26 protein-coding genes and 1 pseudogene are annotated in these 20,898 nt (G+C 73.1%); 10 read left to right on the forward strand and 17 right to left on the reverse strand.

Annotation, left to right across the window (positions count from 1 at the left end; genetic code table 11):
• Positions 1–65: 65 nt before the first annotated feature.
• Positions 66–659: a hypothetical protein gene (locus tag GEV43_RS09150; protein ID WP_160820313.1), complete on the forward strand. Its 594-nt coding sequence runs from the start codon at positions 66–68 to the stop codon at positions 657–659.
• Here the strand turns inward: GEV43_RS09150 and GEV43_RS09155 are convergent.
• The 7 genes from GEV43_RS09155 to GEV43_RS09180 all read right to left on the reverse strand — a co-directional run bounded on the left by GEV43_RS09155 (position 643) and on the right by GEV43_RS09180 (position 5,118).
• Complete coding sequence (locus GEV43_RS09155; protein ID WP_160820314.1) at positions 643–1,734, reverse strand: hypothetical protein; 1,092 nt, start codon at positions 1,732–1,734, stop codon at positions 643–645. The genes GEV43_RS09150 and GEV43_RS09155 overlap by 17 nt on opposite strands.
• 73 nt (positions 1,735–1,807) lie before the next feature.
• Positions 1,808–2,344: a carboxymuconolactone decarboxylase family protein gene (locus tag GEV43_RS09160; RefSeq protein WP_160820315.1), complete on the reverse strand. Its 537-nt coding sequence runs from the start codon at positions 2,342–2,344 to the stop codon at positions 1,808–1,810.
• An 89-nt stretch (positions 2,345–2,433) separates the two neighbouring features.
• Complete coding sequence (locus tag GEV43_RS09165; RefSeq protein WP_160820316.1) at positions 2,434–3,270, reverse strand: SAM-dependent methyltransferase; 837 nt, start codon at positions 3,268–3,270, stop codon at positions 2,434–2,436.
• On the reverse strand, positions 3,267–3,494 hold the full coding sequence (locus tag GEV43_RS09170) for a hypothetical protein (protein WP_160820317.1): 228 nt from the start codon (positions 3,492–3,494) through the stop codon (positions 3,267–3,269). The genes GEV43_RS09165 and GEV43_RS09170 overlap by 4 nt, the downstream gene beginning before the upstream one ends.
• A gap of 156 nt (positions 3,495–3,650) precedes the next feature.
• The gene (locus tag GEV43_RS09175) at positions 3,651–4,085 is read right to left on the reverse strand and encodes a hypothetical protein (RefSeq protein ID WP_206681104.1); all 435 of its coding nucleotides are present in this window, start codon (positions 4,083–4,085) and stop codon (positions 3,651–3,653) included.
• A gap of 122 nt (positions 4,086–4,207) precedes the next feature.
• A complete protein-coding gene (locus GEV43_RS49785) occupies positions 4,208–4,426 on the reverse strand; it encodes an alpha/beta fold hydrolase (protein WP_309239541.1) in 219 nt (72 codons plus the stop codon).
• The gene (locus tag GEV43_RS09180) at positions 4,357–5,118 is read right to left on the reverse strand and encodes an alpha/beta fold hydrolase (protein WP_241682835.1); all 762 of its coding nucleotides are present in this window, start codon (positions 5,116–5,118) and stop codon (positions 4,357–4,359) included. Before GEV43_RS09180 ends, GEV43_RS49785 begins: the two co-directional genes overlap by 70 nt.
• Positions 5,119–5,197: 79 nt before the next feature.
• Here GEV43_RS09180 and GEV43_RS09185 point away from each other — a divergent pair, with 79 nt between their 5' ends.
• Positions 5,198–5,902: a helix-turn-helix domain-containing protein gene (locus GEV43_RS09185; RefSeq protein ID WP_309239542.1), complete on the forward strand. Its 705-nt coding sequence runs from the start codon at positions 5,198–5,200 to the stop codon at positions 5,900–5,902.
• Positions 5,903–6,022: 120 nt separating this feature from the next.
• On the opposite strand, the gene GEV43_RS09190 is transcribed toward GEV43_RS09185, so the two are convergent.
• The 4 genes from GEV43_RS09190 to GEV43_RS09205 are packed head-to-tail and all read right to left on the reverse strand — an operon-like array spanning position 6,023 to position 11,734.
• The gene (locus GEV43_RS09190) at positions 6,023–9,400 is read right to left on the reverse strand and encodes a pyruvate carboxylase (RefSeq protein ID WP_160820318.1); all 3,378 of its coding nucleotides are present in this window, start codon (positions 9,398–9,400) and stop codon (positions 6,023–6,025) included.
• A complete protein-coding gene (locus GEV43_RS09195) occupies positions 9,397–9,840 on the reverse strand; it encodes a VOC family protein (protein ID WP_160820319.1) in 444 nt (147 codons plus the stop codon). The genes GEV43_RS09190 and GEV43_RS09195 overlap by 4 nt, the downstream gene beginning before the upstream one ends.
• Complete coding sequence (locus GEV43_RS09200; RefSeq protein ID WP_160820320.1) at positions 9,837–10,592, reverse strand: 2-oxo acid dehydrogenase subunit E2; 756 nt, start codon at positions 10,590–10,592, stop codon at positions 9,837–9,839. The genes GEV43_RS09195 and GEV43_RS09200 overlap by 4 nt, the downstream gene beginning before the upstream one ends.
• On the reverse strand, positions 10,592–11,734 hold the full coding sequence (locus GEV43_RS09205; protein ID WP_160820321.1) for a Xaa-Pro peptidase family protein: 1,143 nt from the start codon (positions 11,732–11,734) through the stop codon (positions 10,592–10,594). The genes GEV43_RS09200 and GEV43_RS09205 overlap by 1 nt, the downstream gene beginning before the upstream one ends.
• Positions 11,735–11,823: 89 nt before the next feature.
• On the opposite strand from GEV43_RS09205, the gene GEV43_RS09210 reads away from it, so the two are divergent.
• Positions 11,824–13,308, forward strand: a complete 1,485-nt coding sequence (locus GEV43_RS09210) for an amidohydrolase family protein (RefSeq protein WP_160820322.1) — start codon at positions 11,824–11,826, stop codon at positions 13,306–13,308.
• Between the two features lie 133 nt (positions 13,309–13,441).
• Here GEV43_RS09210 and GEV43_RS09215 read toward each other — a convergent pair whose 3' ends face one another.
• The 4 genes from GEV43_RS09215 to GEV43_RS09230 all read right to left on the reverse strand — a co-directional run bounded on the left by GEV43_RS09215 (position 13,442) and on the right by GEV43_RS09230 (position 16,719).
• Positions 13,442–13,906 carry a hypothetical protein gene (locus GEV43_RS09215; RefSeq protein ID WP_160820323.1) on the reverse strand — a complete coding sequence of 155 codons (465 nt, stop codon included), beginning with the start codon at positions 13,904–13,906 and terminating at the stop codon, positions 13,442–13,444.
• Positions 13,855–14,448 carry a hypothetical protein gene (locus GEV43_RS09220; RefSeq protein WP_160820324.1) on the reverse strand — a complete coding sequence of 198 codons (594 nt, stop codon included), beginning with the start codon at positions 14,446–14,448 and terminating at the stop codon, positions 13,855–13,857. Before GEV43_RS09220 ends, GEV43_RS09215 begins: the two co-directional genes overlap by 52 nt.
• A 175-nt stretch (positions 14,449–14,623) precedes the next feature.
• On the reverse strand, positions 14,624–15,769 hold the full coding sequence (locus tag GEV43_RS09225; RefSeq protein ID WP_160820325.1) for a hypothetical protein: 1,146 nt from the start codon (positions 15,767–15,769) through the stop codon (positions 14,624–14,626).
• Positions 15,770–15,963: 194 nt separating this feature from the next.
• Positions 15,964–16,719 carry a YqjF family protein gene (locus GEV43_RS09230; protein ID WP_160824412.1) on the reverse strand — a complete coding sequence of 252 codons (756 nt, stop codon included), beginning with the start codon at positions 16,717–16,719 and terminating at the stop codon, positions 15,964–15,966.
• A gap of 49 nt (positions 16,720–16,768) precedes the next feature.
• Here GEV43_RS09230 and GEV43_RS09235 point away from each other — a divergent pair, with 49 nt between their 5' ends.
• Positions 16,769–17,398, forward strand: a complete 630-nt coding sequence (locus tag GEV43_RS09235; RefSeq protein ID WP_160820326.1) for a uridine kinase — start codon at positions 16,769–16,771, stop codon at positions 17,396–17,398.
• A gap of 86 nt (positions 17,399–17,484) precedes the next feature.
• Entirely contained in the window at positions 17,485–17,850 is a 366-nt protein-coding gene (locus GEV43_RS09240) for a hypothetical protein (protein WP_160820327.1), read from the forward strand.
• A gap of 23 nt (positions 17,851–17,873) precedes the next feature.
• On the opposite strand, the gene GEV43_RS09245 is transcribed toward GEV43_RS09240, so the two are convergent.
• Positions 17,874–18,680 (reverse strand): methyltransferase domain-containing protein, encoded by an 807-nt coding sequence (locus GEV43_RS09245; protein WP_160820328.1) that lies wholly within the window; start codon positions 18,678–18,680, stop codon positions 17,874–17,876.
• Positions 18,680–19,321, reverse strand: a complete 642-nt coding sequence (locus GEV43_RS09250) for an ATP-binding protein (protein ID WP_160820329.1) — start codon at positions 19,319–19,321, stop codon at positions 18,680–18,682. The genes GEV43_RS09245 and GEV43_RS09250 overlap by 1 nt, the downstream gene beginning before the upstream one ends.
• A 98-nt stretch (positions 19,322–19,419) precedes the next feature.
• On the opposite strand from GEV43_RS09250, the gene GEV43_RS09255 reads away from it, so the two are divergent.
• From GEV43_RS09255 to GEV43_RS49790, 5 genes and pseudogenes are all read left to right on the forward strand, one after another.
• On the forward strand, positions 19,420–20,232 hold the full coding sequence (locus tag GEV43_RS09255) for a Scr1 family TA system antitoxin-like transcriptional regulator (protein WP_160820330.1): 813 nt from the start codon (positions 19,420–19,422) through the stop codon (positions 20,230–20,232).
• Positions 20,229–20,417 carry a DUF397 domain-containing protein gene (locus GEV43_RS09260; protein ID WP_160820331.1) on the forward strand — a complete coding sequence of 63 codons (189 nt, stop codon included), beginning with the start codon at positions 20,229–20,231 and terminating at the stop codon, positions 20,415–20,417. Before GEV43_RS09255 ends, GEV43_RS09260 begins: the two co-directional genes overlap by 4 nt.
• The gene (locus tag GEV43_RS09265; RefSeq protein ID WP_160820332.1) at positions 20,417–20,611 is read left to right on the forward strand and encodes a DUF397 domain-containing protein; all 195 of its coding nucleotides are present in this window, start codon (positions 20,417–20,419) and stop codon (positions 20,609–20,611) included. Before GEV43_RS09260 ends, GEV43_RS09265 begins: the two co-directional genes overlap by 1 nt.
• Entirely contained in the window at positions 20,611–20,805 is a 195-nt protein-coding gene (locus GEV43_RS09270) for a DUF397 domain-containing protein (RefSeq protein WP_160820333.1), read from the forward strand. The genes GEV43_RS09265 and GEV43_RS09270 overlap by 1 nt, the downstream gene beginning before the upstream one ends.
• Positions 20,805–20,879 (forward strand): annotated as a pseudogene (locus GEV43_RS49790) (DUF397 domain-containing protein); the annotation flags it as partial. The gene GEV43_RS09270 and the pseudogene GEV43_RS49790, both read left to right, overlap by 1 nt.
• Positions 20,880–20,898: the final 19 nt, after the last annotated feature.

The following is a 20,898-nucleotide window of genomic DNA, read 5'->3' on the forward strand; positions in this document are numbered from 1 at the left end:
TACGGGCGGGGTGGCGCTGTTAGCGTGTCGATCTTGCATCCGGCTCCCTGCCCTGAGGAACGGCCATGGCGCGATTTGAGAACGTTGTCCGCAAGCGCGTGTCGTGGAAGGTGGCGGCCGTCGTCGCCGGTAGCGGTGCTCTCGCGGTCGGCGCCGGGGCCGTCGGGGTCGCCGTGGCGAGCGGGCCGCACGAGAAGGCGGCCTCCCCCGCCGCCTTGGGCGCTCTCGTTCCGGCACCTCCGAAGGGACAGCCGCTCACCTACCAGCAGGCCGTGGAAGCCGGGGAGGCACCCTGCCGGGGCGGGGCCGTCCAGGCGGTCCTGGACAACGACTGCTACCGGCTGACGGGCGAGCCGGTCACACTCGGGCCGGCCGACGATGCCAAGCTCACCACCGGTGAGGTGGGCGGGCTCGGACGCTTCCGGGTGGAGATCGACCTTCCGGACGCGGGGCTGGCCGCGTACCAGCGGCTCCGGGCGGACGTCGGCCGCGAGAAGGCGCCGCGGAACGTCCTCGGCATGAGCGTCGGCGGTCGGCTCCTGGTCGCCGGCCGGGTCGCCGCGAAGCCCGCCGATCCGGGCAAGGCCGTCCTCGTCGGGCCGTGCCTGACCGAGGAGCTCGGCCACCGGATCGTCCACTCCCTCACCGGGCACCGGTGAGGGCGGGGTCGGGGTCAGGGGGTGCAGCGGCGGAAGATGGTGATGGGGGCGTGGGTTTCGCCTGCCAGGTGCAGGTCCAGGGCTCCGTTGGTGACGGCCAGATCGTCGGCGGAGGGGGGTTGTGCATGCGCAGGACGGTCGCGTTCGCGGTCTTCGTGAGATCGACCGAGGTGAGGAGCGGCGTGGCGGCGTCCGTCGAGAACACGTGGGCGGTGCCGCCGCCGGGGCAGGGCACGGCGGCGGTGGCGCCGACCATGCGCAGGCGGACGTCGGCGACGCGGGCGAGGTCCGCGGCCTGCCCGAACGTGCGCTCGTCGCGGGTCTGCGGCAACGCGCGGACCGTGGAACGGGCGGGCAGCAGCGGAGTGGTGAGGAAGATCTTGACCGTGCCGTCCGAGTCGGCGCCGATCTCCAGGGCGATGTCCGCGCCGACCTTGAACCGGGCGCCGAAACCGCCGCGCGGAGGCTCGGCGCGCTCGTAGCGGGAGGCGAGGCGGCGCGTCAGCGGGCCGCGGATCGCCTCCTCGCCACCGCCGCCGGTGATCGTCGCCCCGGCCTGGACGCGCACGCCCGGCGTCCCGGACGCGCGCGGAGTCAGATGCGCCAGAACGACGCGCGTCACCGCCCCCGGCGACTGCGACAGTGCCCCGACGAGTGCCGAGTCCATCCGGCGGGCCAGCGGCGTCGCCCCGGATTCCGCCGTGCCGTTGATCCACGACGCGTACCGCGTCATCGGCTCGTACAGCGACGGCGCGACGCCCGTGAGGAAGCCTCCGGAGGCGACCGTGAGCACCGTCCACCCCGCGATCATCCCCGCGCCGACGGACGGGTGGCGGCGGCGCAGGCACAGCACGAGGCCCACTCCGACGGTCAGGACGGCCACCGCGGCGGCGCGCGCCACCACCGCGTGCGGGTCCGGCGGGGCGGGCGCCTCGTCCTCGTCGGTCGCCATGCCGACGCCGAACCACCAGCCGATCGCCGGCACCGCGAACGCCAGCGCGACGGCCGCCGAGACCGCGAACCCGAGAGCCGCGAGGGACGGCCGGAACCGCCCGGCCGGAGAGGTCGTCGCCATCCGTCCATGATCGGAGAACGGTCCCGCGCGCGGCCAGAGAAAAGATGTCCCGATCCTGTCGAATTCCTTCGGGCTACCTCTCGGCGTAGCCGCGGGCGGCGAGGTGCTCCCCGATCTCGGCGTACGCGGCGGGGTCGGCCGGGGTAGCGGTGGCCAGGCCGTCCACGTAGCGGTTGTACATGCAGAACGCCGCGGCGATGAGGACGGTGTCGTGGATCTCGACGTCCGTGGCGCCGGCCGCGCGGGCCGGGGCGAGGTGGGCCTCGCCGACCTCGCGCCCGCCGCGCTGCACCGCGCCGGCGATGCCGAGCAGCGCCTTCAGCTTGTCGGAGATGGGCGCGGCGGCCAGGTCGGCGTGCACCTGCCGGACGAGGTCCGCGCCGCCGGGCAGTTGGACGGCGGCGCACGCTCCGTGGGAGCCCGCGCAGAAACGGCACCCGTTCAGCTCGGACACGTACGCCGCGATCAGCTCGCGCTCGCCGCGCGACAGCGGGCTCTCGCCGCGCAGCAGCGTCTCGGCCAGCGCCATGAGCGGCCCGCTGGTCTCCGGCCGGAACGCCAGCAGCGAGGGCAGTCCGGGAACGTGCTCGTCCAATGCGATGTGCGCCAAAGAATCCCCTCGGTCAGGCCGCCTGTCTCGCCCCGATCTTCTCCCGTTTCCTGGCCATCGGTGTAGTTTTCTGGCCGTTCCACAAGCGGTCAGGCCGCGCCGCCGAGGGGCTTGCGCGCCAGGCCGCAGAAGGTCATGGTCTCCTGCGCCTCGCCCCACGGGTTGGGCTCGGGACGCCAGCGGGGGCAGGAGACGACGCCCGGCTCGACCAGTTCGAGGCCGGTGAAGAGAGCCTCGATCTCCTTGCGGGTACGGGCCTTGATCGGGTGCGGCGTGCTGCTGTCGTTCCACGCCTCGACGGCGACGCGCGTCGCCTCCACGTCGACGCACGCGTGGGACAGCGCCACGTAGCTGCCCGGCGGCAGGGCGTCCACGAGGCGGCGCAGGATGCGCCGCACCTCCCCGTCGTCGGTGACGAGGTGCAGCAGCGCGAGCATCATGAGGGCCACGGGCCGGTCGAAGTCGAGCGTGGCCGCGGCCTGCTCCAGGATGCGGTCGGGGTCGCGCACGTCCGCGTCGATGTAGTCGGTGGCGCCTTCCGGGGAGCTGGTGAGCAGCGCCCGCGCGTGGACGAGCACGAGCGGGTCGTTGTCGACGTAGACCACGCGGGACTCCGGCGCCACCCGCTGGGCGATGTCGTGCGTGTTGTCGGCCGTGGGCAGGCCCGTGCCGATATCGAGGAACTGGCGCACGCCCTCGTCCGCCGTGAGGTGCCGTACGCAGCGTCCGAGGAACAGCCGGTCCGTCCGCGCCGCCGCGACGATCCCGGGGACCTGCCGGGCGACGGCCTCCCCCGCGATCCGGTCCACCTCGTAGTGGTCCTTGCCGCCCAGCCAGTAGTCCCACACCCGCGCGGAGACGGGCCGGTCGGTCCTGATCCGGTCCGCGTACGGCTCGTCCGGCGTGCCCGCGTCCTCGGCGCTCATGCGCCCCCCTCCGACTCGGCGCCCCCGCGCCCGGCCTGTCCGGTCAGCTCGGCGAGCAGGCGGGCGCGCGGGGCGGCGTCCTCGACCGGCCCCCAGGGGCAGGCGATGTCCAGCGCGGCGACGCGCCCGCTCTCCAGCAGGCGGCGCACCGCCCCGACAACGTCGGCGGCGCGCGGACCGTTCCCGACGGGGAACGGCAGGCCGGGCAGGTCCGCCGCGTCCACCACGTCACGTCGAGGTGCGGCAGCAGCGGGCCGTCCGGCAGCGCGGCGGGGCCGGCATCGGCCACGCCGGCCCTCCGGACCCGCGCGGACGCCAGGCAGCCGGCCTCGGCCGGATCGAGGTCGCGCGTCCACCAGGACGGCGCGCTCCTCCGGCGGTCAGGCGGGGGTGAGGCCGAGCGCGCGGAACGTGACGCGCTGGTCGAACCAGAGCAGCGCCATCGTCGCCCCCGCCATCACCACCGCGAGCCCGAGGTGCGCCAGCGGGGTGGTCGCCGCGACGCCCGCGGCGCCGAGCAGCAGGTGCAGCCCGAGCCGCGCGCCGACCAGGCCGAACGCGATGTGGCGCGTCCGGCCGTTCCGCAGCATGGCCTTGACCAGCTTCATCCGGCGGCGCAGGACGGTCAGGCCGAGCACGATGTTGACCGCGCCGAGCGCGACGAGCACCGCCCAGGCCCCGTGCCAGGTGTGGCACACGTCGTACGCGGCGCCCATCGCGCCCTCGAACGCGAAGAACCAGATCGGCAGCGCCCTGACGTTCTCCGGGCCGTCCGCCGCGACGGGGGTCCGGCGAGAGGTGAGAGTGCCGATCATGTCCGCTCCTTGGGTCCGTGTCCTGCCGACCCCTCAAGGCTCCCGCCCACCGGGTGCGCGGCGGCAGAGCCGACCATCCCCACTTCCGCCAGGACAAATGTCCTACGCCCGGCTCGGCGCGGTCAGGCCGGGCGGCGGTCCGCGAGGCTGCGGACCTCGGCGGCCACCTCGTCCCAGACGGGCGCGGGCAGCTCGTGGCCGACGCCGGGCAGTGTGACGAGCCTGGCTCCCGGGACGCGGGCCGCCACCCGGCGCGCCGCGCCCGTCCTGATCAGCGGGTCGTCCTCGCCGTGCAGGACGAGCGTCGGCGCCTCGATCCCGTCGATCGGGGGCCGTGCCACTGCGCGCCGATCTGGCGGCTCTGCGAGCGTCCGTCCCGTACGCCCGCGTCAGCGAGGCCCGCGACGAACGCCCGCGTGGCGGCCTCGTCGAACGGGTGGGCGGGCGAGGCGAGGATGCGCGCCACCTCCACGCCCGCCTCGATGTCGCCCTCCGGTGTGCCGGGGTGCCTGACGCGCGCGAACCTCGCCAGCGTCCCCAGCCGGACGTAGCGGAGGGTGGCGAGGCCCGCCGCGTCGCCGGGGACCGCCGAGACCGTGGTCAGCGTGCGGACCCGGCGGGGGTGGCGCAGCGCGATCCGCTGGGCGACGGCGCCGCCGAGCGACTGCCCGAACAGGTGCGCCGAGTCCCAGCCGAGCGCGTCCGCCACGGCGGCCGCGTCGTCGGTCATGTCCTCGGCGGTGTACGCGTCGCCGCGCTTGCGGAACAGCGCGGCGATCGGGTTGCCGGAGTCCGGTCTCGGCAGGTGCGTCGACTCCCCGGCGTCGCGCTGGTCGTACCGGGCGACCGCGAAGCCCCGCGCCGCGAGGGCGCGGCACAGGCCGTCCGGCCACCAGCGGCGGGAGACGCCGAGCCCGGTGACGAGCAGGAGCGGCTCGCCGTCCGCGCCCTCGGTCAGGCGGTCGTAGGCCAGCTTGACCGGGCCGTTCTCCGCCCACCGGACGGGCGTCCACAGGCTCGTCGCCGTGTTCATGGTCCCTCCTATTACTGCGATCAGCGTTCGCAGTTATTAGTGTAGGCCACGGCGGGCGGTGCGGCGAAGGGGAGGGCGCGTGGCGGACGACACGGAGGCCGGGCGGCGGACGACCGTGTGGGAACGGCCCGCACGGGGCGCGCGCGGGCCGGCGCCCGAGCGCAGCCGCGCCGAGATCACGGCCGCCGCGATCGCGCTGGCCGACGAGGGCGGGCTGGACGCGCTGTCCGTGCGGGCCCTCGCCAAGCGGCTCGGCACCGGTCCGGCGACCCTCTACCGGTACGTGTCCGGACGCGACGACCTGCTGGACCTGATGGCCGACGCCGCGTTCGGGGAGCTGGACCTCGGCGGTACGGCGAGCGGCGACCCGGTGGCCGACCTGACCGGGCTCGCCGTCCGCGCCAAGGCCGTCCACCTGCGGCATCCCTGGCTCGCCGAGCTGCCGCCCGAGCCGCTCCGGGCGGGGCCGAACGGGCTCGCCTACCTCGACCGGGCACTGGAGGCGCTGGCGCCGTCCGGCGTCGAGGGACGGGCGGCGCTGGAGGCGGTCGCCGTCGTGTCGGCGCTGGTGACGCTGTTCGCGCGGACCGAGGTGCGGAGCCGCCGCTCCCCCACCGGACGGCAGGCCGCGCAGGCCGCCTACCTGGCGGGCGCCGCCGCGGGCGGCCGCTACCCGTGGCTCGCGGCGGCGTTCGCGGGCGCCGCCCCCGAGGACCCCCTCGGCGATGCCGACGCGCTGTTCACCCGCATCGTCCGCCAGGTCCTCACGGGCCTGCTCGCCTGACCGCCCGCCCCGGCGCCACGGCCCGCCCGCGGGCCCGCCGGCCCGCCACGCCGGGCCCGACGCGGAGCGGGGCCACCGCCGTCTCGGCGATGGCCCCGCGGGGGTCGGTTCCGGGCGTGCCTACGCCTCGTCCACGACGAGGAGGAGGTCGCCCGCCTGGACGGGGGTGGTGCCCGGGACGGCGACGCGGGTGACCGTGCCCGCCACGGGCGCGGTGATCGCGGCCTCCATCTTCATCGCCTCGATCGTCGCGACGACGTCGCCCGCGGCGACCCGGTCGCCCTTGGCGGCGCGGACGGTGACCGAGCCGTCGAACGGGGCGGCGACGTGGCCCGGCTCGGCCGGGTCGGCGCGCTCGACCGGCGGCGTGTCGGACGCCACGGCCTTGTCGCGGACGCCGAGCGTGCGGAGCTGCCCGTTGACGGTGCAGATCACCTGGCGGACGCCCGCCTCGTCGATGTCGCCGACCGCTTCGAGGCCCGCGAGGACGCGCACGCCCGGTTCGAGGTCGAACGACACCTCCTGGCCCGTCCGCAGCCCGTACAGGAACGCGCCGGTCGGCAGCACCGACAGGTCGCCGTACGCCGCGCGGGCCTCGCGGTACTCCTTGGCCGGGCCGGGGAACAGCAGCCGGTCGAGGGTGTCGCGGACCTCGGGCCCGGCGAGGGCCTTCTCCTCCGCCGCGGTGAGCTGCGCGCGGGCGGGGGTGTGGCGGCGGCCTTCGAGGGCCCGGCCGCGGAACGGCTCGGGCCAGCCGCCGGGCGGGTCGCCGAGCTCGCCGTTCAGGAACCCGATGACGCTGTCGGGGATGTCGAAGCGCTCGGGGTGCTCGGCGAACTCGTCCGGGTCGGCCCCGGCGGCGACCAGGTGCAGCGCGAGGTCCCCGACGACCTTGCTGGACGGGGTGACCTTCACCAGGCGGCCGAGGATCCGGTCGGCGGCGGCGTAGAGCCGTTCGATCTCCTCGAAGCGGTCGCCGAGGCCGAGCGCGACGGCCTGCTGCCGCAGGTTGGAGAGCTGCCCGCCGGGGATCTCGTGGTGGTAGACGCGGCCGGTCGGCGACGGGAGCCCCATCTCGAACGGCGCGTACAGCTTCCGGACGGCCTCCCAGTACGGCTCCATGGCCGTGAGCGCGTCGAGGTCGAGGCCCGTGGCGCGGGAGGTGAAGTCGGTGTGCGCGACGATCGCCTGGAGCGGCGGCTGGGACGTCGTGCCGGACAGCGGCGCGGCGGCGCCGTCCACGGCGTCCACCCCGGCCTCGATCGCGGCGAGGTAGGTGGCGAGCTGGCCTCCGGCCGTGTCGTGCGTGTGCAGGTGGACGGGCAGGTCGAAGCGTTCGCGCAGGGCGGTGACGAGGGTGCGGGCGGCGGGCGCCCGCAGCAGGCCCGCCATGTCCTTGACGCACAGGATGTGGACGCCCGCCTCGACGAGGCTCTCGGCGAGCCGCAGGTAGTAGTCGAGGGTGTAGACCCGCTCGGCGGGGGACGACAGGTCGCCGGTGTAGCAGAGGGTGCCCTCGACCAGCGCGTGCGTCTGGAGGGCGGCGTCGATCGCGGGCCGCATCCGCTCGATGTCGTTGAGCGCGTCGAACACCCGGAAGATGTCGACGCCCGTGCGGGCGGCCTCCGCGACGAACGCGCGCGCGACCGAGTCGGGGTACGGGGTGTAGCCGACGGTGTTGCGCCCGCGCAGCAGCATCTGGACGCACAGGTTCGGCGCGGCCTCGCGGATCGCGGCGAGGCGGTCCCAGGGGGACTCGCCGAGGAACCGCAGCGCGACGTCGTAGGTGGCGCCGCCCCACGCTTCGAGGGAGAGCAGCTCCGGCGTCGACCTGGCCAGGTGCGGCGCGGCCGTCAGCAGGTCGTACGTCCGGACGCGGGTCGCGAGCAGCGACTGGTGCGCGTCGCGGAACGTGGTGTCGGTGACGGCGAGCGCCTCCTGCGCGCGGAGCCGTTCGGCGAACGCGCGCGGACCGAGCGCGAGGAGCCGGTCGCGCGACCCCTCGGGGAACGGCGCGGCGGTGTCGAGCGGCGGCAGCTTCACCGCCGGGTCGAGGGCGGTCGGCGCGTCGCCGTGCGGCTTGTTGACGGTGACGTCCGCGAGGTAGCGGACGAGGCGGGTCGCGCGGTCGCCGCTGGAACGGGCCGTGAGCAGCTCGGGGTGGTCGGCGATGTAGGAGGTGGTGACGCCGCCCGCGCTGAAGTCGTCCTCGTCCAGCAGCGCCTGGAGGAACGGGATGTTGGTCGCCACGCCCCGGATGCGGAACTCGGCGACCGCGCGCCGCGCCCTGCGCGCCGCCTCCTCGAACGTCCGCCCCCGGCAGGTCAGCTTGACCAGCAGCGAGTCGAAGTGCGGCGTGACGACGGCGCCCGCGTGGGTCGTGCCGGTGTCGAGGCGGACGCCCGCGCCGCCGGGCGACCGGTAGGCGGAGATCTTGCCGGTGTCGGGGCGGAACCCGTTGGCCGGGTCCTCGGTGGTGATGCGGCACTGCACCGCGAACCCCGAGACCTTCACGTCAGCCTGCGAGATCCCGAGGTCGTAGAGGGTCTCGCCGCCCGCGACGCGGAGCTGGCTCTGCACGAGGTCGATGCCCGTGACCTCCTCGGTCACGGTGTGCTCGACCTGGATGCGCGGGTTCATCTCGATGAACACGTGCCGGCCGCGGTCGTCCACCAGGAACTCGACGGTGCCCGCGTTGACGTAGTCGATCTCCCTGGCGAAGCGCACCGCGTCCGCGCACAGCTCCTCGACCACCGAGGCGTCCAGGCGGGGCGCGGGCGCGATCTCCACGACCTTCTGGTGGCGGCGCTGCACCGAGCAGTCGCGCTCGCGCAGGTGCACGGTGTGGCCGGCGCCGTCGGCGAGGATCTGCACCTCGATGTGGCGCGGCCGGTCGACGGCCTGCTCCAGGAACACCGTCGCGTCGCCGAACGCGCTCTGCGCCTCGCGGCGCGCGGCGTCCACGGCGGCCTCCAGGTCCTCGCGGCGGTCGACGCGGCGCAGCCCGCGCCCGCCGCCGCCCGCCGCGGCCTTCACGAACAGCGGGAACCCGACCTCGTCGGCGGCGGCCAGCTCGGCGCCCGGCTCGGGCGTGGCCGAGCCCAGGACGGGCAGGCCCGCGCGCCGGGCCGCCGCGACCGCCTCGATCTTGTTGCCCGCCAGGCTCAGCGCCGCCGAGGACGGGCCGACGAACGTCAGCCCGTTGCGCTCGCACGCCTCGGCCAGCTCGGGGCTCTCCGACAGGAACCCGTAGCCCGGGTAGACGGCGTCGGCGCCGACCCGCAGCGCGGTGTCCACGATCCCCTGGACGTCGAGGTAGGCGCGCACGGGGTGGCCGCGCTCGCCGATCTCGTACGCCTCGTCGGCCTTCTGCCGGTGCAGGGAGAAACGGTCTTCGTAGGCGTAGACGGCAACGCTGGCGATGCCGAGCTCGTAGGCGGCGCGGAACGCCCGGACGGCGATCTCACCCCGGTTGGCGACGAGTACTTTCCTGATCACGGCGTCCCCCAGGAGAGGAGTTCCACGAGACCTCCCCAGGGCGTGCTGACGAAGGCGTTGGTCAGTCCCGGGGTCGGTCCCTCGTTGAAGGTGACCGGCCGGCCCAGGACGATGACCCCGGGAACGGCTTCGAGCTTGGCCAACATAGCGGGCAGGTCGTCGACCTCGACACCCAGGTGGGCGCCGCCCGGCATGTCGGCGCGCGGAGGACCGCCCGCGACGGCGAGGGGGGACCACCACTGGATCAGCTCTACCCGCGCCCCGCCGATGTCAAGCATGGCGAGGGCGAACGCGGCGTCCGCCGGGGCGCCGAGCCGTTCGGCGCCGCCGTCCACGCGCGGCAGGGTGAACTCGACCCGCGCGCCGAAGTGCGTGACGAAGAACTCCACGGCCGCGCCGAGGTCGGGCACCGACATGCCGGTGTGGTCGAGACGGGTCACCGCGGCAGCTCCAGGTCCGTGACGGGGTCGATCTTCCGGTCTTCGAGGTCGGCCTTGACCGCCGACAGGAAGCGGGCGGCGTCGGCGCCGTCCACGAGCCGGTGGTCGTAGGTCAGGCAGAGGTAGGCCATGTCGCGGATCTCGACCCGTTCGTCCGCGCCGGGCGTCCCGACGGCGACGGGCCGCCGCTCGGCCTTGCCGACCGCGAGGATGCCGGTCTCGGGCGCGTTCAGGATCGGGGTGTCGAGCAGCGACCCGCGCGAGCCGGTGTTGGTGATGGTGAACGTGCCGCCCTCGATGTCGGCGAGCTTCAGCCTCCCGTCGCGCGCGCGTGCGGCGACGGCGGCGGTCTCGCGGGCGAGGCCCGCGACGGTGAGGCCGTGCGCGCCCTTGACGTTCGGGACCATCAGCCCGGCGGGGGTGTCCACGGCGAACCCGAGGTTGGTCCCGCGGTGGTACGAGGCGGTGCCCGCGTCCAGGTCGATCGTCGCGTTCAGCATCCGGTGCGCGGGCTCGGCCAGCGCCCGGCACACCGCCGCCGCGACCGCCGCGAGGGGCGACAGGGAGACGCCGTGCGCGGCCTTGAACGCGGCCCCGTGCTCGCGCCGCGCGTCCATGACGAGGCCGAGATCGACCTCCAGCGCGCTCGTGAGCTGCGCGGACGCGCTGAGGCTCTGGTGCATCCGGGTCGCGATGACCTTCCGGACGCGGGTCAGCTTCTCCGTGGTGGTCTCCACGGTCGCCTCGGCCATCACGCCTCGATCCGGAAGAGCTCGTCGGTGCCGGTCACGTCGGACAGCAGCCGGCAGCCGTCCTCGGCGACCGCGACCATGTCCTTGATCTGCATCCCGAACCCGAAGCCGCTGCGGTACACCAGCGGCTCCATGCCGAGGACCATGCCCGCCTCCAGGTCCTGGTCGCCCTGCGGGCCGAGGTAGGGGCGCTCGTGCAGGTTCACGCCGATGCTGTGCCCGACGAACGCGATCGGCGGCATCCCGAGCTCCTCGAACTTGCCGAGGAACGCGTCGTACACCGCGCTCGCCCGCACGCCGGGCCTGATCGCGTCCCGCACCAGGTACTTGCACTCCACCAGGTTCTTGTAGATGCGCTCGGCCTCGGGCGGCGGGTCCCCCACGACGGCCGTGCGGCACACGCCCGCCTGGTAGCCGTCCAGCACGGAGAAGATCTCGACGCGGCAGACGTCGCCGGGCTCCAGGACGCGCGTGGTCGGGCCGACGTTCGGGAGCTGGCTGCGCTCGCCGGTCGCGACGATCATCAGCTTGAACTGCTGCGCGCCCTGCTCGTACACGCCGCGGGTGAGGGCGGCGGCGATGTCCATCTCGGTGTCCCCGGCCCGGACGGCGCCGAGCGCGTCGCCGATCGCCTTGTCGGAGATCCGCGACAGGCGGGTCAGCAGCTCCAGCTCGTCCGGCGTCTTGAGCTGCCGGGCGCGCGCGAGCAGGTCGTCCACCGGCTCGAACGCGGCCTTCGGCAGCGCGGCGGCGAGCTGGGCGTGGTCGGTGACCGACAGGTAGCCGAGCTCGATCCCGACCTTCCCGCCCGCGAGGCCGAGATCGGCGAGCAGGCCCGCCAGGCACTCCATCGCGTTGCCGCCGAACTCGGCCCAGACGCTCACCCGCGCGTCCGGACGGGCCGCGCGCACGGTGGTCTCCTCCATGTCGACGCACGCGATCGCCTCGCGCCCGTCGGCGGTGACGACGTGCGCGGCGTGCCGCCACCGCATCAGCGGCTGCGACGGGATCACGAACCCGGCGGCGTAGGCGATGTTCTCCGGGGAGAGGCTGACGACGGCGTCGAGCCCGGCCTCCGCGGCCCGCGCCGCGAGCCTCCGGGGAATCTCGCGCCGCGCCGTCGTTTCGGGGTGGACGGGCATAGGGGCACCTCCGGTTGGAACAACTGGTAATACGACAGATATGATAGGTGTGACGTAAGCAACGTCAAGACCGAGGTCAAGGAGGCCGGATGACCAAGCCCGAGGCGACGGCGGGGCGGACGGGCACGGGCGCGGGCGCCCCCGGGCGCACGACGCTGATCGAGCACCTGGAGTTCGCGCTGACCGTGGACGCCGACGACACCCTCGTCCGCGACGCCGCCCTCCTGCTCCGCGACGGCCGCATCGCCGACGTCGGGCCGACGGCCGACGTCCTCGCGCGGCTGGGCGACTCGCCGGTGGACGAACGGATCGACGGGCGCCGCCGGGGCGTGATCCCGGGGCTGATCGACACGCACGTCCACCTGTCCGAGACGCTCAGCCGCGCCGTCTTCCCCGACGTGCTGTCCACGCGCGCCTGGGTGTTCCACTGGGCCAAGCCGTTCTACGCGCACGTGGACGACGCCGACGAGGAGGTCAGCGTCACGCTCGGCGCCGCCGAGATGCTCCGTTCCGGCACGACGTGCTTCCTGGACATGGGCGCGCAGAACGACGCGGGCCTCACCGCCCGCGCCGCCGGCGGCCTCGGCGTCCGCGGCGTCGTCGGCCGGCACGCCGCCGACCGCAAGCCCGAGCGGATCCCGCCGGGCTGGTCGCAGGAGATGGTCGACCACCACTTCTTCCCCGACCACAAGGTGGCGCTCGAAGCGCTCGAAGACTCCGTCCGCCGCTGGAACGGCCACGCCGACGGCCGGATCCGCTGCTGGGTCAACATCGAGGGCAAGGAGCCGTGCAGCCTCGAACTGCACGTCGGCGCCCGCGACCTCGCCGAACGCCTCGGCGTCGGCACGACGTACCACATCGCCTCGTCCATCGAGGAGTCGCGCGTCAGCGAGAAGAAGTACGGGATGTGGCCCGTCACCCGCGTCGCGCAGGCGGACGGCCTCGGCTCCAACCTCGTGCTCGCGCACGCCGTGGCCCTGACGGACGACGAGGTGGCGTCCCTGGCCGCCACCGGGACGACCGTGGCGTTCTGCCCGTCCACCTCGCTCAAGCTGGCGAAGGGCGCGACGTCCATCGGCAAGTACCCGGAGATGATCGAGGCGGGCGTCACCGTCGGCCTCGGCACCGACGGCGTCTCCGCCGCCGGGAACCTCAACCTGCACCGGCAGGTCCACCTGGTCGCGGGCCTGTTCAAGGACGCGCGCCTGGACCCGACGCTCGTCGGCGCCCGCAAGGCGCTGCGCATGGCCACCGTCGAGGGCGCGAAGGCCCTCGGCTGGGACGACGAGATCGGCTCACTCGAACCCGGCAAGCAGGCCGACTTCGTCCTGTTCGACCTGGACCACCACGAGTGGTCGCCGTACTCCGACGCCCTCCAGGCCCTCGTCTGGTCGGTCAGCGCCGCCAGCATCGCCGAGACGTGGGTCGCGGGCCGCCGCCTCTACGACGGCGAGAAGGTGACCACCGTGGACGAGACGGCCCTGCGCGCCGAGGCCCGCGAGCGCGCCGCGAGCATCGTCGCGCGGGCGGGCCTGAACGACGACGTCCCCGTCACCACCACCCTCTACGACTGACCCCGCCGTCCGGCGCGCGCCCCTCGCGCGCTCCTCGCGCGCCCCTCGCGCACGGCCCCGGCGCACGGCCCCGGCGCGCGACCTCCCTCCGAGGCCGCGCGCCGGACGCGTACGGCCCGGACGCGCGCCGGGCTTACCCCCACCGCTCGGCGAACGGCCGCGCGTTCGTCTCGTCCTCGCCCACCGCCCACAGCGAGCGCGTGCCCGGGACGCGGACGAGGTCGTGCACCACGCACCTCGCGGCGGCGTCGCGCTCGGGCCCGTAGACCGTCCTCCACTCCGTACCGTCCCAGTGCTGGTAGCAGGACCGCCCCGCGCCCGCCCCGGGCGTCCACACGCGGCCGCGCCCATCGAGAACGGGCCGCACGTACTCGGGCCGCGCGCCGCCGCCCACGTGCGGAACGTCGGCGACCGCGGACCACCCGCCCCGGGCGAAGCGCCACAGCCGCCGTTCCTCCGTCCCCTGCTGCCACGAACCCGCTGTGGTGAACGCCCAGGCGTGCCGCCGCGTGACCGCACCGAGCCGGACGTCCCGGTACGGGCCGCTCAAGTCGTTCCGCTGCCAGCGCGTACCGTCCCAGCGGAGCGTGAACGGCACGGCGGCCCCTGCCCGTCGCTGGTCACGCCCGCGATCCACACGTTCTCCGCCGAACCGGCCGCGATCGACGTCAGCTCGGTGGTCTCCTGCGGCGGCAGCGGCACGTCCTGCTGGACCCACCGCCCGCCCTCGAACCGGAACACCCTGTCGTCGAGCGGGTTCCGGTAGAAACCGGTGAGCAGGCCCCAGGCCGTCCCGCCCGGCTCCGCCGCGACGGCCATCCTCCCGGCGAACGGCCCGTCGAACGGGACGTCCACCCGCGTCCACCGCGCGCCGTCCCAGTGCCAGGAGCCAGGGGTCTTCGCGTACATGTCCACGCCGCCGATCCAGGCGGCACCGGGGGACGCGGCGGCCACGCTCGCCTCCTTCCACCACGGCATCGGTTCGGGCAGCGGCTCGTACCGCCACTGCCCGCCGTCCAGGTGCAGGACGCTGGTCACCTTCGTGTAGCTGTTGGCGTGGCCCTTGAAGACCACGGCGGACCCGGAGGACGACGCCGCCACGGCCCACGGCGTCTGCGCGCCGCCGTCGGGAATCGGCACGTCCCGCCACCGCGAACTGCGCCGCCGGGGCGACGCCGCACCCGTCGTCGCGAACAGCGCCGCACCGCCGCCGGCAAGCGTCGCGGCAAGTGCGCGCCTCCTGGTCAGGGCAGGGATCTCAGGGTTTTCCAGGCTGTCGGGCATGGGTCTCCTCAGGGCGGAACGACGCGTGCGTTCAGGACCGGCGTTCGACGAACGGGGTCTTCTTCGCCGGGTTCGCGCCGACGGCGAGGAGCGTGCGCGTGCCGGGGACCCGGGCCACGTCGTTCACCGAGATCCAGTCGCCGGCCTCGCGCGGGGGCCCGAGCGTCGTCGTCCAGGACGAGCCGTCCCAGCGCAGGTAATTGGAACGGCCGAGGTTCGCGTCCGGCATTCCGGCGAGCACGATGCCGCGGCCATCCGACGCGATGCCGCCGGAATACGGATATGCGGACTCCCCCGTCCTCGGCACCTGCGTGACGTTCGTCCATTCCGAGCCGTCGAAGTGCCACAGGAATTGCGGCGTGCGCTCCATCGAGGTGTAGGCCCACACGTTCCGGCGGGAAAGCGCGAGAATCCGCATGACCCGCGTGCCGAGCGAGTCCGGGAGGTCGTAGCGGCGCCATTTCCGGCCGTTCCAGTGCAGCGTGTAACCGGTGCCTTCCTGGCCGCCCGCCGTGTAGTCCGTGCCGCCCACCCACACGTCCCTCGGGGAACGGACCTCGACCGCCGCCGGGACCGTCTTCGTGGGGAACGGCACCTGCTTGGGCACCCACGCGCCGTTCTCGAAGCGCAGCAGCATGTTGTTCTCGGGAAAGACCGTCCCGCCGGTGGTGATGGCCCAGCCCGTGCCGCCGGGGCCCGGCTCCGCCGCGACGTACGGGTTGTACGGCGGCATCCGCTCGTAGGGGAACGCCGCGTACGTCCAGGTGGCGCCGTCCCAGTACAGCGAGCCCGCGTCCCAGGCGTACGAGCCCATCCCCACGATCCACGCTGCGTTCGGCGTCGCAGCGGCGACCTCCAGGTTCGGGGCCCAGCCGACGGCGCGCGACACCGGCTCGAACCGCCACGTCCCGCCGTCCAGATGCAGGACGTTCGTCACGGCCGTGCCCTGCTGGTAGTACTGGCCCACCGCGATCGCCGAACGGCGCGTCGGCGCGGCCACGGACGTCAGGTACGGGACGCCTCCCGCGGGGATCGGCACGTCCCGCCACTCGCGGCGCGGACGCCCCCGTCCTGGCGCGGGCGCGGCCGCGGCGCTCGTCGGCGCGGCGACCAGCAGCGCCGCCCCTGCTGCGGTGGCGATCGCGTGCCTTCTGGTCACGTGCGGGCGTTCGGCCATGGCTGGGCTCCCCCGGGTAGGGCCGTCGGTTCCCGCCAACGTAGATCGGCGCGATCTTCGGAACGCGGAACCGGCCGTCCCCGGTCATGGCCCGACCCGGCCGCACTCCGGCGGCCCGCCCCGCGCGTCCGGCCTCTTAACGGACGCCCCTATCGGCGCGGACGTCCGAGCCGTTGAGCCGCTCGGACGGCGCGTCAGGGCGTCGGGATGCCCGCGGGCCGCGCGGCGCGGCCGAAGCGCACCGGGACGCCCGGCGAGTACAGGACGCTCACCGGGTCGCCCTCCGGCGCCGGAAGGCCCGCCGCCGCCACGAGGTCCTCGTCGCATGTGACCAGTTCGGCGCGGTGCAGGGGCCAGCGCGGGTGGGCGTTCGGCAGGTACATCGGCCGCCTGAGGAAGGCGTTGTGCATCCCCCAGCGGGCGGTCAGGAAGTGCTCCAGCTCGGTCGGCTCCGCGATCCGTTCACCGACCCGCACGGTGATGCGGCTGTGCGCGCCGCGCGGTCCGGGCCAGCGCCGCGAGCTGGTGTAGGTGATGGTGTCGCCGTCGGCGCGGACGGCCATCCGGGACCACAGGTACGGCAGCCTGAAGCCGACCCGCGCCATCAGCACGGGGATCAGCCGCGACGCGTCGAGCGACCGGAACACCACGCCCCGCCGCCCCTGCCCGTCCACCGAGTACAGGCGGACGTTCGTCTCCGGGAACGTCCCCAGATAGGGCACGCCCGGCAGGCGGAACCATCCGACGCGATGCATCCGGAACGCGACGAGCCCCACATAGGTGACGCCGTCGAGGGTGTCGGGAACCGTCCCGGCCGGGAGCAGCCCCGCCACGTCCTGCGGATCCACCGCCCAGTGCACGAAGGCCAGGTCCAGCCAGGACTGGGTCAGCAGCGGGCTCGCGATGGCCCCGGGCGCGTCGGCCGTGATGGGTTCCGGCGGTGGCGTCATCGGCACGCGGCAAGCATCCCAGAAGACCTCCGCGGGGCAGTATGGGGGTGTGCGCGTACGTCCGATCACCCGCGAACGGCTCGTCGCGGAGCTGGCCGACCGGCTGGCCGCGGCGCCCCGCGACGCCTGGACGCGCGTGGCGGTCGACGGCCCCGAGCCCGCCGCCCCCGGCGAACTCGCCGACGCCCTCATCGACCCCCTGCGCGCCCGGGGACGGGCCGTCCTGCGCGTATCGGCGCGCGACTTCCTGCGCCCCGCGTCGCTGCGGTACGAGTTCGGCCGCGAGGACCCCGACGCGTTCCACGACCACTGGCTCGACACGGGCGGCCTGCTCCGCGAGGTCCTCGCGCCGCTGGACCCGGGCGGAACGGGCAAGGTCCTCCCGACCCTCTGGGACGCCGCCCGCGACCGCGCCACCCGCGCCCAATACGTGGACGTTCCTCCCGGCTCCGTCCTCCTGCTCGACGGCGCGCTCCTGCTCGGCCGCTGGCTCCCGTTCGACCTGACCGTCCACCTGAGCCTGTCGCCCGCCGCCCTCGCGCGCCGTACTCCACCGGACGGCGCCTGGACGCTGCCCGCCTACGAGCGCTACGAGCGGGAGACCGACCCGCGCCGTACGGCCGACGTCGTCGTCAAGATGGACGACCCCCGCCACCCGGCCCTGGTCGAGACCCCGTGACCTACCCTGTTCGTTCGCAAGTCACGTGGCCGTGGACCGGCCACCGGAAGGAGCGTTCCCGTTTCATGCCCAGGACTCTGTGCGCCGTGGCACTCGGCCTGACCGCCGCCCTCCTGGCCGGCTGCGGCGACGACAAGGACACCGCGAAAGAGCCCCCGAACACCCCGTCCACCCCGAAGCCGTCGGCGAACGGCCTCGACGGCACCTGGAAGGCCATCAACAAGGGCCCGATCACCGGACTCACCATCGCGGGCGCGAAGGTGACCACCACGGGCCGCCTCGCCTGCCCCGGCACTATCACCGCGAAAACCATCACGCTGAGTTGCGCCAACAAGGAGGGCCGCACCAAGGGCACCCTCCAGCCCAAGCCGGGCGACGCCACCAAACTCGCCATCCACTGGAAAGGCGAAGCCTGGGGCGGCGCCATCGACGCCTTCAGCCGCGCTTCCTGAGCCCCGGCCCCCGCGCCGGACCGTCACACCGGCTTACTGGGCTCATCAAGCCAAACAACCTGCCCGTCCGGCCCGACCGTCACCCCGTACCGCCCACACTCCGGCCGCCCCGCCCTCTCCCACCGCTCCTCGGCCTCATGCATCACGGCCTGCGGAACACGCTGGCCGCGCAGCGGCATGAACGACGACGGGCCGGTGAAACGCCCCTCAGCAACCCCGTCCTTCCCGACGACCAGCCGCGCGAGCGGCCACTCGGGGTGGAACGTGGGTCCCCACGGCACCACGATCACCCCGCCGGGCCGCGTCTGCTCGACCCAGACGTACGGAACGCGATGGACGGCGGCGGTGACGATGACCCGGTCGTACGGCGCGCCCGGCGGATACCCCTCCGCCCCTTCTCCCGTGACGACCCGGACCGCGAAACCCGCCTTGTCGAGCGCCTCCCGCGCGCGAGCGGAGATCTCCGGATCGATTTCGACCGTGGTCACGTTCCGGGGGCCGGCCCGGGAGGCGAGCACGGCCGCGTTGTAGCCGGTGCCCGTCCCGATCTCCAGCACCCGCATACCCTCGCGCACATCGAGCGCGTCGAGCATGATCGCCATGATCTCGGGCGAACTGCTGGACGAGGTGGGCCACGTCCCCTTCTCGTGCGCACCGTCGTCCACCTGTGTGATCACCGCCTCGTCGTCGGACGCCACGAGCCGTTCCCACTCCTCGGGCTCCTCCGAACGAAGCAGCGGAACCATCCACCCGTCCTCCCGCCGCACCCACACCCGTTCGGGAACGAACAACTCCCGCGGCACGGCCCGCCGCACGTCGGACGCGTCCATCACCCCTGCTTCCCGGTTCCTCCGCAGCCGGTGCACGTGACCTCCTGCCGCTGTCCCTGCCTGCCGTTCTGCCGCTGCCCCTGCCTGCCGTTCCCGCCCGTCTTGATCTTTCCCGTGCCGTCGCACATCCCGCACTTCACTTCTTTGCCGTGCTTGCCCATTTCCGCACTCCTGCTGATTCCAGGGACCGCTTGAACGGCGATACGCGCCCAGACCCATTTTCCTTGCGGAGGAGTGAGCCGCACCCCGCATTCCAGAGAAAGCGCCTGAACGATCGGCAGCCCCCATCCGCCGGTCCCGTCGTCATGCCCGGCGTCCAGCGCTTCCCCGTCCGGAACGACGTCGTCCAAGGTCATCTCCACGACGGGCCTGACCACTGGCATCCGTTCCGTCCCGTCCCACACCTCCAGCAGAACGGCCCCGCTCTCACGCGCTAACCGCACCCGAATCTCCCCGCCGGGCGCACTCTGCACCGCGTTCGCTACCAACTCCCCCGCGACGAGAGAAACGTCGTCAACATCCCGCGGAAACCCCCATTCCGTGACCGTGGATTGAATCTTGTGGCGCACCTCTCCAGAGGCCGACGACACCGCATCAAAAGAAATGTCCAGTTCGCCGGAAATCACGGTCTTGCCGCCCATCTCGCACTCCTTTGTTCAGGCGTTCTCGGGACAGCGTGACTCGTCTCAGCTAGTTTTCGCTACGTTCCAGAAGCAACCGAAACACGAGAGGATGCGACATGTCTGCTCGCGACTCGCTTGAGCCTGATCGTTCTTTGTGGGACCTCATAGCTGTTGAGCTGCGACGACAGCGCGAGGAGCGCAAGATCTCCGGAACTCGCCTGGGCATCGTTCTCGGTTGCGACCGTTCGACTGTTTCCAGGTACGAGTCGGGCACGCTCCGTCTACCGGAGAAGCATGCGAAGATCCTCGATCGCGAGTGGCGTTTGGATCTCCTCTTCACCCGTCTTGTCCATTTTGCGAAAGCAGGGAAAAATGAAGATTGGTTCACCGGCCTGACCGAGTACGAGGCTCATGCGACGAGACTGAAGATGTGGGAGGTCCTCCTGGTGCCAGGACTGCTCCAGACGCCCGAGTACGCGCGGGCGGCCCTGAGCGCAGGTCTGGTCGAGGACGTCGAACTGGAACTCCAGAAGCGCATGTCCAGGCAGCAGGCAGTGTTCGAACGCCCGAAACCACCCCAGATCTCGGTGGTGCTCAACTGGGTGACGCTGGCCCAAACCCTGGGCGACGCCGAAGTGATGCGCGGCCAGTTCACCAAGCTGCTCGAACTCAGCGAGCTTCCCTACGTCAACGTGCGGATCCTGGAGGAGAGCGCCGGAGCTCACGTCGGCATGGACGGCTGCTTCCAACTACTGACCGTGAACGACCGGGACATCGCTTACGCCGAGGCGCCCCAGATGGGCCGACTCATACGGGATCCCCGAGATGTCCAGCACATCGCAGTAAGGTACGACCGTGTCGGCGAGGTCGCCACGCCTGTGGGCCCGTCGCGAACGCTGATCAAAAGAGCGCTGGAGAGGTACCGATGACCAAGTGGCGCAAGTCCAGCCGTAGTGCGACCTCGGAGAACACAAACTGTGTGGAGGTGGCCGCCCTGGCGGAAAGCATCGGCATTCGAGACAGCAAAGCGCCTCATGCAGGACACCTTCCCTTGACCAACGCAAGCTTCGCCGACCTGGTCACGCGCGCGAAGCGTGGCGAACTGAGCCTGTGATGACCACCGTTGTATGGCGCAGGAGCAGCCGGTCCACGGAAGGCACCTCCTCTCAGTGCGTAGAGGTCGCCAAGTTGCTTGGGGAGATCGGTATCCGAGACAGCAAAGCACCCAACGCAGCAAGTCTGGCCCTGTCCCCCGTAAGCTTCGCCGACCTGGTCACGCGCGCGAAGCGTGGCGAACTGAGCCTGTGATGACCACCGTTGTATGGCGCAAGTCCAAGCGGTCAACGCAGGGGACGACCGGCGACTGCGTGGAGCTTGCGAGCTTCGCAGGAAGTATCGGTGTCCGCGACAGCAGAGCGCCCGGCGCAGGTCATCTGGCCCTGTCGGCTGCGAGCTTCGCCGACCTGATCGCACGAATTAAGCGCGACGAGCTGAGCTCGTGATGGCCACGGTCGTATGGCGCAAGAGCAGCCGGTCTACCCAGGGCACATCCTCCGAGTGCGTCGAGGTCGCCAGGCTTCCCCGTGAGGAATCTG

The sequence above is a fragment of the Actinomadura sp. J1-007 genome (assembly GCF_009793335.1).
Classification (GTDB): Bacteria; Actinomycetota; Actinomycetes; order Streptosporangiales; family Streptosporangiaceae; genus Spirillospora; species Spirillospora yumaensis.